General features: G+C 30.2%; 11 protein-coding genes, 1 riboswitch and 1 other annotated feature. Of the genes, 1 reads left to right on the plus strand and 10 read right to left on the minus strand.

Annotation, left to right across the window (positions count from 1 at the left end):
• Positions 1-43 precede the first annotated feature (43 nt).
• The 9 genes from nth to H2684_RS08550 all read right to left on the minus strand — a co-directional run bounded on the left by nth (position 44) and on the right by H2684_RS08550 (position 10,119).
• The gene (gene nth / locus H2684_RS08510) at positions 44-685 is read right to left on the minus strand and encodes an endonuclease III (protein WP_182088975.1); all 642 of its coding nucleotides are present in this window, start codon (positions 683-685) and stop codon (positions 44-46) included.
• Entirely contained in the window at positions 678-1,400 is a 723-nt protein-coding gene (locus H2684_RS08515) for a lysophospholipid acyltransferase family protein (RefSeq protein WP_182088976.1), read from the minus strand. Before H2684_RS08515 ends, nth begins: the two co-directional genes overlap by 8 nt.
• 57 nt (positions 1,401-1,457) lie before the next feature.
• On the minus strand, positions 1,458-2,426 hold the full coding sequence (gene queG, locus H2684_RS08520; protein ID WP_182088977.1) for a tRNA epoxyqueuosine(34) reductase QueG: 969 nt from the start codon (positions 2,424-2,426) through the stop codon (positions 1,458-1,460).
• A 25-nt stretch (positions 2,427-2,451) separates the two neighbouring features.
• Entirely contained in the window at positions 2,452-3,045 is a 594-nt protein-coding gene (gene epsC / locus H2684_RS08525; RefSeq protein WP_182089027.1) for a serine O-acetyltransferase EpsC, read from the minus strand.
• A gap of 150 nt (positions 3,046-3,195) precedes the next feature.
• A complete protein-coding gene (cysK, locus tag H2684_RS08530) occupies positions 3,196-4,107 on the minus strand; it encodes a cysteine synthase A (RefSeq protein ID WP_182088978.1) in 912 nt (303 codons plus the stop codon).
• A gap of 84 nt (positions 4,108-4,191) precedes the next feature.
• Positions 4,192-4,426, minus strand: a binding site (T-box leader).
• Positions 4,427-4,547: 121 nt separating this feature from the next.
• Entirely contained in the window at positions 4,548-5,243 is a 696-nt protein-coding gene (gene sleB, locus H2684_RS08535) for a spore cortex-lytic enzyme (protein WP_182088979.1), read from the minus strand.
• Positions 5,244-5,365: 122 nt separating this feature from the next.
• Positions 5,366-6,586: a divalent metal cation transporter gene (locus H2684_RS08540; protein WP_182088980.1), complete on the minus strand. Its 1,221-nt coding sequence runs from the start codon at positions 6,584-6,586 to the stop codon at positions 5,366-5,368.
• 16 nt (positions 6,587-6,602) lie between these two features.
• Entirely contained in the window at positions 6,603-7,865 is a 1,263-nt protein-coding gene (locus H2684_RS08545; RefSeq protein WP_182088981.1) for a CBS domain-containing protein, read from the minus strand.
• 215 nt (positions 7,866-8,080) lie between these two features.
• A riboswitch (M-box (ykoK) riboswitch) is annotated at positions 8,081-8,247 on the minus strand.
• Between the two features lie 69 nt (positions 8,248-8,316).
• The gene (locus H2684_RS08550; RefSeq protein WP_182088982.1) at positions 8,317-10,119 is read right to left on the minus strand and encodes an ASKHA domain-containing protein; all 1,803 of its coding nucleotides are present in this window, start codon (positions 10,117-10,119) and stop codon (positions 8,317-8,319) included.
• A 140-nt stretch (positions 10,120-10,259) separates the two neighbouring features.
• Between H2684_RS08550 and H2684_RS08555 the strand changes: the two genes are divergently transcribed.
• A complete protein-coding gene (locus H2684_RS08555; protein ID WP_182089028.1) occupies positions 10,260-11,438 on the plus strand; it encodes an iron-containing alcohol dehydrogenase in 1,179 nt (392 codons plus the stop codon).
• A 41-nt stretch (positions 11,439-11,479) separates the two neighbouring features.
• Here the strand turns inward: H2684_RS08555 and H2684_RS08560 are convergent, their stop codons facing one another.
• Positions 11,480-12,706 carry an OFA family MFS transporter gene (locus H2684_RS08560; RefSeq protein ID WP_182088983.1) on the minus strand — a complete coding sequence of 409 codons (1,227 nt, stop codon included), beginning with the start codon at positions 12,704-12,706 and terminating at the stop codon, positions 11,480-11,482.
• Positions 12,707-12,867: the final 161 nt, after the last annotated feature.

Here is a 12,867-nt window from a genome sequence, read left to right on the forward strand (position 1 = left end):
TAATATAAGTATATAAGTAATATAGATAGGAAAAGCTAGTATACTAACTTTGCCTACCTGTATTATTAAAATATTCACAATAAGGTGCAACCGGACAATGGTCGCAGTCAGGTTTCCTTGATTTACATATTTTTCTTCCATGCCATATAAGATAATGATGTGCTCTGCTCCACTTATCCTTTGGTATATTTCTCATAAGATCCTCTTCCACCTTAATAGGAGTATTTCCCTTTCCTATACCAATCCTATTTGATACTCTAAATACATGAGTGTCAACTGCAATAGCAGGTATTCCAAAGGCATTTGATAAAACCACATCTGCAGTTTTTCTTCCAACTCCTGGCAGCTTTAAAAGATCCTCCATAGTAGACGGAACTTCACCATTAAAATCCTCTATAATTGCTCTACTTGTGGCAAGTATATTTTTACTCTTATTCCTATAAAAGCCGCAACTTCTAATTTTATTTGCAAGTTCTTCTTCTGTAAGTGTTACCATCTTTTCAGGAGTATTAAATTCCTTATATAGCTCAGAAGTAACCTTATTTACTCTAACATCAGTACATTGTGCTGATAGTATAGTTGAAATTAAGAGCTCATAGGGTGAGTTAAAATTTAGTGCACATTTAGCCTCTGGATATGTTTCATCTAATATTTTAAGTATATCATCAACTTTTTTTCTATTCAATTTTATCCTCCTCATTAAAATTATATACTCCTCTATATTTTTCTGGTAATAACTTTGCTATTTCATACATTAAAAAGTCAACTGCTCTATTTTCATAATCATGCTTTCCTTCATTCTCATTTTTTTTAGGCATGTTGATTTGTTTCCCTATATTTACTTTTACTTTTGCATAATGAAAGGATTCTGAAGCCATATCATCATTACTTATTGGCAATAGTTTTTCTGTTCCAGATATTCCTATAGGAACAATTGCTGCTTGTGTCAATCTTTCTATAAGCACAACGCCTTTCTTTCCCTTATTCATGGTAGATGTCCTGCTTCTTGTACCTTCTGGAAATATAAGTATATTTTTCCCTTCCTTTAAAGCTTTAACTGTATTTGAAATAGCAGTTTTATCAGCAGAATTTGGCTTTATATTTATAGTTTTAGTCATACTCATTCCAAGCTTTGTGAGAGAATTATTATTTAATTTTCTACCAGCTACAAAAGTCAAATCTTCTTCTTTAAGTATATGACCAAGCACTAAAGCATCGGAATTACTAAGATGATTACATATAAATAATATAGGTCTTTTTACATCCTTTAAGTTTTCCATACCAACTACTTCTATATCTGCATACTTTTTTAAATATCCATTGAATATTTTTTTGGAAACATATCCTAAAAAGCTTTTTGGAAGATATCCCATTATCTTTACCACAAATGGAGAAATCATAATAAATCCACCTTTCCTTAATAAACCTTATAAAATAAAATATATTCCATATATAAATTATAGTTTCAAAATCTGTAAAAGTCTATTATAATAATCTTTCACATAAGGAGACTTTATATCTTTAACTTGTATTTTTTTATTTAATACAAGTGAATTTATTATAGCATTTCTTATTATAATGTTTTTGCCTCTCCATCCACAAGAGCTTTTCTTGTACTTCTCTTTAAATGTTTTATTATCCATATTTACAATTTCATTAAGGTCTGGTGAATTCATAAAGTCAAATGGTCTAAGCTTTTCAATATTTGAAAATAATATATCCTTATTATAAGGACAGACATTCTGACACACATCACATCCAAACAATCTACCTGCAAATTTCAAAAGCCATTCATCTTCAATATGCTTTTTTTGAGTTATATAGGACATACATATATTAAAATTTTCTTTACTTAAGGATCCTGTAGGACATGCTTTTAGACAAATATCACAATCACCACATTTATTTTTACATTCATTGTCAGGCTCAATTTCAAGATCAGTTATTATTTCTCCTAAAAATACATAAGATCCATATTTTTCAGTAATAAGAGATGCATTCTTACCTATAAATCCAATTCCAGAAAGCTTTGCTATATACCTTTCAGGTAAGGCATTACTGTCTACAAGTCCAACTGCTCTGCCACCAAGACTTTTTATAAACAAACATATTTTATTCAAATATTCATGTACTACTTTATGATAATCCTCTCCTCTTGTATACACTGAAAAATATACATCGTCTACATTTTCTTTTTCAAACAAATAAGGAAAGGCAATTGATATTATTGTCCTTCCCTCTTTCATGTATATATGAGGATCAATCCTCTTTTTTTCATCTTTTTCTTCAAATTCATTTTTTAATAAATTAACACGTCTATATTTTAAATTATCATATAGTTCATAAAATACTCTACACTTTGTAAATCCAACAGTATCCAATCCAATTTCATTACAATAGTTTACTATAGTAGTTTTAAGATCCATAATTTCACCTGCTTAAATAAAAAGATTATATAACCATTTCATTATATATCTTTTTTTTCCTTCCTGCATAGTCGCTTATCTCTATAACTTGGCACTTTTTTTTGCGCACTATTTTAGCTGGTATTCCAACTGCTGTACAATCAGAAGGTATATCTTTTAGTACAACTGCATTTGCTCCTATTTTCACTCTATCTCCTATAACTATAGGGCCAAGTAATTTTGCCCCACTTCCAACAAATACATTATTACCTAGAGTAGGATGCCTTTTTCCTGTTTCTTTACCTGTTCCTCCAAGAGTTACTCCATGATATAAAGTTACATTATCCCCAATTTCGGCAGTTTCTCCTATAACAACGCCCATTCCATGATCTATAAATAGTCCTTTGCCTATTTTAGCTCCAGGATGTATTTCTATTCCAGTAAGAAATCTTGAAACTTGAGATATTAATCTTGCTATAAAAAACATTCTCTTTTTATAGAAAAAGTGTGCTATTCTATAGTGTATTAGTGCATGTATAAAAGGATACAATAAAAATACTTCCAATGAGTTTCTAGCTGCTGGATCATTTTTCATAGCATTTTTTATATCATAATTTAAAAGTTTAAATGCATTCATAATTAATTTTACCTCCAATTTACTATTAAAATTCAAATAATTATTATCTAGAACCTAGATAATATGTACTTATCCGGGTTCTAGATAGTATTAATATATCTCAGCATCACAACCCAGAGGATAAATCCATGAAAATATAAGAAATTTAAATCTCTAGTCGTACAATCCCATAGATAGATATTTTTCTCCTCCATCAGGCGCTACAGTAACTACAGATTTTCCGCTTCCTATCTCTTTAGCTAGCTGAAGTGCAGCATACACATTTGCTCCTGAAGATATTCCAATTAGCACGCCTTCTTCTCTTGCTACAAGCCTTGCATACTTAAAAGCATCTTCATCAGTTACAGTTATTATTTTATCTACTACTTCCTTTTTATATATATCTGGTACAAATCCTGCTCCAATTCCCTGAATTTTATGTGCTCCAGTCTGTCCTCCAGAGAGTACAGGTGAATTTGCAGGTTCTACAGCAACTACTTCTATATTTTTATTATGATTCTTTAAATTTTCACCAACTCCAATTAAAGTTCCACCAGTACCAACGCCTGCAACAAATGCACCTATATTGTCTAAATCTTCTAAAATTTCCTCAGCTGTTGTTTCATAATGTTTTTGTGGATTAGCCTCGTTTATAAACTGCTGAGGTATATAAAATCCCTCTTTATCTTTAGCAATTTCATAAGCTTTTTCTATTGCTCCTTTCATTCCTTTAGATCCATCAGTTAAAATAAGTTCTGCTCCATAAGCTTTTATAGTACTTCTTCTTTCAGCACTCATTGTTTCAGGCATTACTATTATAACTTTATATCCCTTTAATTTTCCTATCATAGAAAGGGCTATCCCCATATTACCACTTGTAGGTTCAACTATTGTATCACCTTTTTTCAAAAGTCCTTTTTTTTCAGCTTTTTCAATCATTCCAAGTGCTGCTCTATCTTTTATGCTTCCACCTGGATTATATTTTTCAAGCTTCAAATAAACATCTGCTGCTCCTTCTATTTTTAAATTATTTAACTTCAAAAGCGGTGTATTACCAATTAAGTCTATAGCGTTGTTGAATATCATTTTAAACCCTCCTAAAAAATTAATATTTTAAAAAATAGTATATTTAGTATAAAAAGCTTCGTCCCTATAATATTTATTTAACATTATAGAGACGAAGCTTAAACTCCGCGGTTCCACTCCAATTAGACAATAGTCTCACCTCATTCAGTACATAATTATACCTAATCACTATAACGGGTGAAACCGATGCAGCCTACTATAATTTCGGTACATGACTCAAAAGGGCACTTCATTTAAAGTAAATTTAGAAATCTCTCAGCAAATGATTTCCTCTCTTAAAATTTACATTTAAACTACTTTCCTTTTTCAAAGTCTTTATTTATTTCCGAGTATTATACTATGATTTATACTATATATTATACATTCACATACAATTTTGTCAATGATTTTTGAGATTTTTTTATATTATTTTCATAGAATATAATTCTTTTATGTTAGTACTACCTACAAAACCTATGTTTCCCTATAACTTTAATAAGTGGCCTAGACCATATCCATGAACTTGTAGCTGTGCTTGGGTTAAAATAATAAATAGCTCCACCAGATGGATCCCATCCATTTAATGCATCTCTTGCAGCTTCTATGGAAGTCTGCCTCAAATCTGCATGTATTTGACCATCTACTATTGCAGTAAAGGCTCCTGGCTGATAAATAACACCTGCCACAGTTGATGGAAACCTTGGATCTTTAGTCCTATTTAAAACAACTGATCCAACTGCCACCTGTCCCTCATAAGGTTCTCCTCTTGCTTCCCCGTTTATGAGTCTAGCAAGAAGTAACTCATCTTGACTGTTAGTTGATGAATTTTGCGAAGAATTACTACTTAAAGTAAGTCCCTTCAAAGTAGCATCCCCTGCTATACCATCAACTTTTAATCCATTTTTAGATTGAAAGTACTTTACAGCAGTATAAGTTTGATATCCATATATACCATCTACTTTACCATTGTAATATCCCCATTCCTTTAATTTACTCTGTATATTGGATACCATATCTCCTTTTGATCCATAATAATAGGCTACAGCATTTACAGCATTATTATAGGGAAGTATAAAAAGTGAATTTCCCATATATGTTATTATAATTGCAAGAAATAGTACTATTTCTCTTTTTAATTTCAGTACTTTTTTTACCATAAAAATGTGCACCTCACATTCAACATAAATGAAACTAATTTTACACTTATTATAAATATATGTTGTGCATAAGGCATAAAAAAATACATAAAAAAGACCATTTTCAAATTATTTTGAAATGGTCATGTAAATATCTTTAAGAAGCCAGCATCAATTAAAGCTACTGAAGTCAAAAAAACAAAAATCCATACAATAAAGTTTTGAATACTCCTGTTTACTTTACTTCCCATAACTTCAGGATCACTTGCAATTTTAATAATAAAGATAAATATTACAGAGGATAACACTCCTGATACAGTTTCTGTAATCAATATTGTATTTAAAAAGTTTCCTCCTGGTATTAGCACAATAATTGCACTTACCAATATGATAAATATAAATATTCCAAAAAATACAGGTGCATCTTTTATCTTGTTTTCCTCTCCACTTTCAAATCCAAAAGCCTCACATATTGAAAGAGCAGTACATAAAGGTATTATAAAACAACCAAGAATTGACACAGAAAACATTACAATTCCAAATATAATATAGTATTTATCAAATAATGGTGAAAATACACTTGACAAATTGTAAACAGTAGTTACTCCTATATTTTTCTTTCCAAGCACTTCAAATGCACACACTACTATAAAAAAATCTATGATTAGAGCAATTATGCTTCCCATATAAACTGCTATTTTTTCATATCCATAGTCTTTTAATGGTATTGATCTGTTTAAAAATGAATATTGCATATAAAACTGCATATATGGTGTTATAACTGCACCAATCACGGCAAGCATCATAATAAAATACATACTACTAAATTGTATTTTGGGTACTAATGCCTCTATGGCTATGTAGCTAAAATTAGGCTTTAATACAATGATTAAAGCTACATAGGACAAAATGCATATCTGAACAGCAAGAAGAATTTTTCCAAGTATACCATAGTTGTTTTTCACAAGCATAATCCAAATTAAAAATACAATAAGTGGTATACCAATATACTTGCTTATACCAAATATTTCTAAGGACTGGGCAATACCAGAAAAATTTGCTACAGCTGAACACATACTAGATATAAATAGTATATTCATTACAAAGAAAGTCCATTTTACACCAAATTTTTCTCTAATAAGATCAGACAATCCTTTTCCTGTTACTACTGCCATCCTGGATATCATTTCTTGAACAATTGCCAAAACTATAGCCATAACAAATAGTTCCCATATTGTGGAATAACCATACGTTGCTCCTAACATTGAAAAAATAGTCACAGCACCTACGTCATTTAAGATTGCAGCTACTGTAATACTTAATCCAATTATACTAAATGCAAGGAGTGCTCCTTTATTCTTCATTACTGTATTAACTCCTTTATACTACCTTTTTAAGTTTCTTCCTCCAATTTGGTATAAGTATCTTTTCAACTAAATCATTCATTATTACTATACCACATAGCTTTTCTTCATCATCTACTACTGGAATTGACAGTAGATTATATTTTGTACATATCTCTATAGCTTCTTCTATATTTTTATTGTGATTTATTTTTTCTATACTTGATGACATTATATCCTTAAGTTTGCTATTTGAATTCGACAATATCAAATTTTTTAAAGATACAACCCCTTCAATTTTACCCATAGAGTCAGTTACATAAATATAGTGACATACTTCATCATCAGGATTTGCCTGCTTTAGTATGTCTATAGTTTGACCAACAGTTATATTTATATTAAAAGATATAAAGTCTGTATTCATTATACTTCCTACAGTTTCCTCTTTATAATCCATAAGAGATCTTACCTCATCTGCATCTCCTTTATCCATATTAAGAAGTATATTCCAAGCAGTTTCATTATCTACTTCGTCTAACATATCTGCAATTTCATCATTAGGCATATTTTTAAGAACTTCACTTTTCTTGTCTTGACTCAAATTCTCCAAAATATCCACTTGCATATCAGATTCTATCTCTTCTAGAGTATCTGCTGCAAGATCTTTATCTAAATTCTCAAAAACTCTCTTTCTATAATTAACATCCATATCTTCCACTATATCTGCTAAATCTGCAGGATGAAGTTTAGAAAGTTTTTTATATGGAACTGAAAGCTTCAAATTTTTACTAACCATCTCTAAAGATTCTACACTATCCCATACTATAAGACTATCTTCTAGTTTTTTATTAAACTTCTCACTTAACTTTTTTATTAACTTTTCTATTCCCAATCTTCTAGCAATGGCAAGTACGCCTACATCAACAGCTACGACTCTATATTCTCCTGCCATTTCTGTAATTCTAAGATCATTCACTCTTACAAGCTTTTTGCCATTTATATCTACTATTTGCCTGTCTAATAGATGTTTTGAAAGTAAATAGGAATACTTTTGGAGCATAATATCCCTTAAACCTTCACCTTTAATTATGATCTTATCGCCATCTTCATAAAAGTTTATATTTTTAAATTCACAATTAGATATTTCTGAACCATTTTTTATCTGATATGCTATTGCTCTTGGCATTCCAAGATCAGTTGAAACATAAATGTCCCATAATTTACCTACAAATTCATTTAATTCATTATAGACTTTTTTATGAAGCACTTTGCTAAGGAAGAAACTGGATAACTTTTTCATAAATATTCCCCCTTCTTTAGATATACAGAGAAATATAATGAAAAATTTATAGAATTGCAAAATTGAAATGAATTTAAAATATTTTTCTGTATATCAAATATTCTATTTTTTGTTTTAAACTGCACCGACCTCCATAAGGGCCAATATCCATTTAATATACACCACCTGAAAAAATATTTTTAAATAGTCAAAATAAAAAGAGCCACGCTAGGCCCCTTATAAAAACTTGTACGAGTTTTAGCACTATATAACTTTGGAATACATCCAGCTGCATTAAGTAAAACCTTGATTCGGTAGTACCTGTTCAACCCAAATGGCATCTCTCGATGTTTACGGGCAGCAGCGTATATTTATATAGGAGCCTCACCTAACATATTAACTATACTATATTAATTATATTACAAACTCATCAAAATACAACCCTAAACTATAATTTTCTCCTGCATTGTATTTAAAAAGATATATTACTTATAAATTTTTCATTAAACTCATCATCTAAAGATATATCAACTGTTTCTACAATATCTATTATATGGTTCATATTCGTTTTAGTGTTTTTGTTTGTTAAATACTCTACAGTTCCAAACATTGAGCTATTACCTATAAACTCTACTTTATTTAAAAAACTTTTTGGTATAATTCCTATAGTTGAAGCATTATTAATGTCTATTCCATTTCCAAATCCTCCTGCCATATATACTTTACTTATTTGATTATAACTGCAGCCAAATTTATTGACTAAAATTTCTATACCTGCTCTAATTGCAGATTTTGCCATCTGTACTTCCCTTATATCTTTTTGTGTAAAAATTATCCTCTTATTATTTGGGTCATCTTTAGTTATATTAATATAATTATTTTTAGATTTAGATTCATTGAATTTTCCACTTCTATCTATAATACCATTTTTAAGCATTTCAGCAGTTAAATCTATAATGCCAGAACCGCATATACCAATTGGACTGTTATCTCCTATAGTACTGTAATTTATTTTATAGCCGGATTTATCTTGTTGAAAATTTTCATTTATTTCTACATGTGAAATAGCTCCATCTACACTACCAACACCATTTTCTATATTAGCTCCTTCAAAAGCAGGTCCTGCAGCAGTAGACATGCAAAGTATTCTATCTTTATTACCTATTACCATTTCTCCATTTGTACCTATATCTATAAGCATACAAATTTCGTCTGAATTATAAAAATTGCAAGCTATTATCCCTGATAGTATATCAGCTCCTATATAACTAGATATAGATGGTAAAATATGAACTTTACAATCAAGTAATCTATTCCTAAATAGTTCATTAAAATCAACTTGAACAAGATCATTTACAACACTTGTAAATGGATAAAATGCCATGGAATCACAAAAAAGTCCCAAAAGTAAATGTATCATTATATTATTTGCTGAAATTGCAATTTTATATACATTATTTGAATCCACATTTGAATCTTCAATTAGCTTTTCAACACCTTCTATTATGTCATCTTTAACAGCTCTGCTTATATAGTACATGCCATTTTCCATACTGTACTGAATTCTCGATATAACATCTGCACCAAATTGCCTCTGAGAGTTTAAAACAGAAGTTGATCCTATTATCTTTCCAGTAAATATTTCTATAATATTCATTGCAATTGTGGTAGTTCCAATATCAACTGCAATTCCATATATATCCGCTTCCTTTTCAGTTTTAAATACATCTATTACTCTATCATCTGAGCATGTCATCCAAATTTTTTTACTTCCATAAATACAGTATTCATTTTGCTTTTTAGAGCTTTCATTTATCAAGGTCGATAGTTTTTTTAGTGCTTTAAAGCTAAATGACATATTAGTATGAAGTTTTTGATTTATAACTCCCGTTAAACTTCTAGCCTTTGAAAAGTCTTCATCTATATCAATGGGAATTTTTTTGTATTCTGGATTAACTTTAATTTTATCCCATTTGAAATTTTCCAATATAGAATAGTTTCTATCTTCAATTTCAGGTAGAATTATAGTACAATCCCTTTTGCAGTAAGCTCTACAAGCTAAATATTCATTTTCTTCAAGATTAATATTTTCTTCATGTATCTTACTATAAACCTCACCTTCTTCAAGTTTAAATTTACATTTTCCACAACTTCCATGGCCATTACAAGGTGATGATATTTTAATATTATTTTCTATTAAATTTTGAAGTACAGTTTTATGTTCATCACAATTTATAGAATAAGTAACACTCCCCTTTATAACTTTCAAATACATGGATCTTCCCCCTTTTTATTAAATATAATTAAAATAATTACTAAGTTATATGTTATAATAATTGTGATAATATAACAATTTATTTTATATAAATTATGAAGAATATTTATATAAATAATTTGGTAGAAGGAGCTGATAAAATGCAAGATTTTGAGTTATATACGCCTACTAAAGTTATTTTCGGTAAAAATGCAGAATCAAAAGTAGGAGAACTTGTTAAATCTCAGAATTGTAAAAAGGTACTAGTTCATTTTGGTGGACATAGTGCAAAAAAATCCGGTCTGTTAGATAGAGTTTTTGATTCATTAAATAAAGCTGGCATTGATTATGTAAGCCTTGGTGGTGTTGTTCCAAATCCTAGACTTTCTAAAGTATATGAAGGTATAGAACTCTGTAAAAAAGAAGGCGTTGATTTTATCTTAGCTGTAGGTGGTGGAAGTGTTATTGATTCTTCCAAAGCAATTGGCTATGGTATGGTTAACGATTGTGATGTATGGGATTTATACACAGGAAAAGCAGCTCCTACTGGTTGTCTACCTATTGGAGCAATTCTAACTATAGCCGCTGCTGGAAGTGAAATGAGTAATTCTTCTGTAATAACTAATGAAGATGGTTGGCTTAAAAGAAGTTGCAATAGTGATTATGCCCGTTGCAAATTTGCTATAATGAATCCTGAATTAACATATACTCTTCCCCCATATCAAACATCCAGTGGATGTACAGACATTCTAATGCATACTATGGAACGTTACTTTACTAAAGGCAGCACTATGGATATTACCGACAGCATGAGTGAAGCTCTCATGAGGACTGTAATAAAGAACTCAAAAATACTTGTTAAGGATCCTAAAAATTATAAAGCTCGTGCGGAAGTTATGTGGGCTGGAAGCCTTTCACATAATGGACTAACTGGTTGTGGTTCTATTGGGGATTGGGCATGTCATCAAATAGAACATGAACTTGGAGGAATGTTTGATGTTGCTCACGGAGCTGGCTTAGCTGCTGTATGGGGAAGCTGGGCAAGATATGTATATAAAACAAATCCTGCACGATTTGCACAATTTGCAGTAAATGTTCTTGGAGTTTCCAATGACTTTAATGATCAGGAAAAAACTGCTCTAGCAGGAATAGAAGCAATGGAGGATTATTATCACTCTATTAATATGCCTACTTCAATAAAAGAACTGGGAATAGACCTTACTGATGAGCAAATAGAAGAACTTGCTTATAAATGTAGCTTTAAAAAGACAAGAACTATTGGTGGTTTTAAGACTTTGAATTTTGATGATATTTTAGAAATATATAAAATGGCTAGATAACATGAAAAGAGTGGTTTAATAAAATTAAACCACTCTCTTGCTTAAGCTCTCTGCTTAACAGTTCTAAACACTTCAGTATTTCTATTCTTATTTTCAACTTTCTGTGGAGGATTTATCATAGCTATAATACCTATAGATATAATACACATTATTCCAACCACAACAAATGTACCCTTAAAACTTCCTATTACTGAAGATATTATTGATCCTGATATTGCTCCTATTCCAAATCCTTGATATATTACTCCATAATTTTTTGTTTGATTTTCAACTCCAAAGAACTCTCCAACTATTGCAGGGAAAACTGTTATATTTCCACCAAAACAAAATGCTATTCCAGCAACACATGCAAAGAAGATTCCAAAATTTAAGTGTACAAAGCTTAAAGCTAACACCGAAATTGCTGTAACAGCAAATGTTATAAATATAACTTTTAGTCCACCTATTTTATCTGACAAGGCACCTAAAATTATTCTTCCAGCTGTGTTAAATATTGCAACCATTGCAACTGCATTTGCTGCAGTAGACACATTAAGTCCAACCATTTCTACCCCTATGTCTTTTACTACTCCTATTAAATAAAGTCCACTCATACATGCAGCAAAGAACATTATAAATAGTAAATAAGCTTCTTTTGTCTTTAGCATTTCTTTTACTGTAAAGCTATTTTTATTTGAAATTGAATTTAAATTTACAGATTTAACTTCTGCATCTTTTAAGAACTGAGCACCTATAACTATTAAAATCATAGCTATTATTCCCCAAATGAGGAATGTTTTTAAAACACCAGCAGAGTTTATCATACTTCCATTAATATATTTAAACAGTAAGCTTCCAGTTCCATAGGCACCAACTGAAAGTCCTGATATAATTCCTTTTTTATTTGGAAACCATTTTATACAATTTGAAAGAATAGTTATGTAAGCCATTCCATCAGCTGCTCCAACTACTATTCCTGCTGTAACATAAAGCATTACTATAGAATTTACTTTTGAACTTGCAATAAGCCCAATTCCCAGTAGTATTCCACATATTGTTACTAATTTTTTTATTCCTATCTTTTCTTGAAGTTTTCCTGCAAATAACGTTGAAAAGGCTAAAGCAAAACTTGTAATTGAAAATGTCATAGACACTTTATTTAAATCCCAACCAAACATATTTACAAGGGGCTGATTGAATAAACTCCAAGTATAAATTGTTCCTAAACCCAATTGAGCAATCATTGATCCTACTACTATTAACCAATTTTTTTCTTTTCCATTACTCATTTAACGCATCCCCCTAAATAATTTTGTAATCTCTTTTTTTCATTTCAAATTATAATTCAATAGATATAAAATCCTTTAAATTCTGAATGAAATGCCGTAAAAACTACATTAAATGCATTTATGAATTAATTATTTGCACAAAAAAAGGAAAGCTTTTTTGG

It is taken from the genome of Clostridium sp. cel8 (assembly GCF_014050525.1).
Classification (GTDB): domain Bacteria; phylum Bacillota; class Clostridia; order Clostridiales; family Clostridiaceae; genus Clostridium_B.

What these genes read in the sequence shown, in the direction of transcription:
- H2684_RS08515 (WP_182088976.1), bottom strand. Translation starts at nt 1,400, where the DNA reads ATGATTTCTCCATTTGTGGTAAAGATAATGGGATATCTTCCAAAAAGC.
- queG (WP_182088977.1), bottom strand. Translation starts at nt 2,426, where the DNA reads ATGGATCTTAAAACTACTATAGTAAACTATTGTAATGAAATTGGATTG.
- cysK (WP_182088978.1), bottom strand. Translation starts at nt 4,107, where the DNA reads ATGATATTCAACAACGCTATAGACTTAATTGGTAATACACCGCTTTTG.
- sleB (WP_182088979.1), bottom strand. Translation starts at nt 5,243, where the DNA reads ATGGTAAAAAAAGTACTGAAATTAAAAAGAGAAATAGTACTATTTCTT.
- H2684_RS08540 (WP_182088980.1), bottom strand. Translation starts at nt 6,586, where the DNA reads ATGAAGAATAAAGGAGCACTCCTTGCATTTAGTATAATTGGATTAAGT.
- H2684_RS08545 (WP_182088981.1), bottom strand. Translation starts at nt 7,865, where the DNA reads ATGAAAAAGTTATCCAGTTTCTTCCTTAGCAAAGTGCTTCATAAAAAA.
- H2684_RS08550 (WP_182088982.1), bottom strand. Translation starts at nt 10,119, where the DNA reads ATGTATTTGAAAGTTATAAAGGGGAGTGTTACTTATTCTATAAATTGT.
- H2684_RS08555 (WP_182089028.1), top strand. Translation starts at nt 10,260, where the DNA reads ATGCAAGATTTTGAGTTATATACGCCTACTAAAGTTATTTTCGGTAAA.
- H2684_RS08560 (WP_182088983.1), bottom strand. Translation starts at nt 12,706, where the DNA reads ATGAGTAATGGAAAAGAAAAAAATTGGTTAATAGTAGTAGGATCAATG.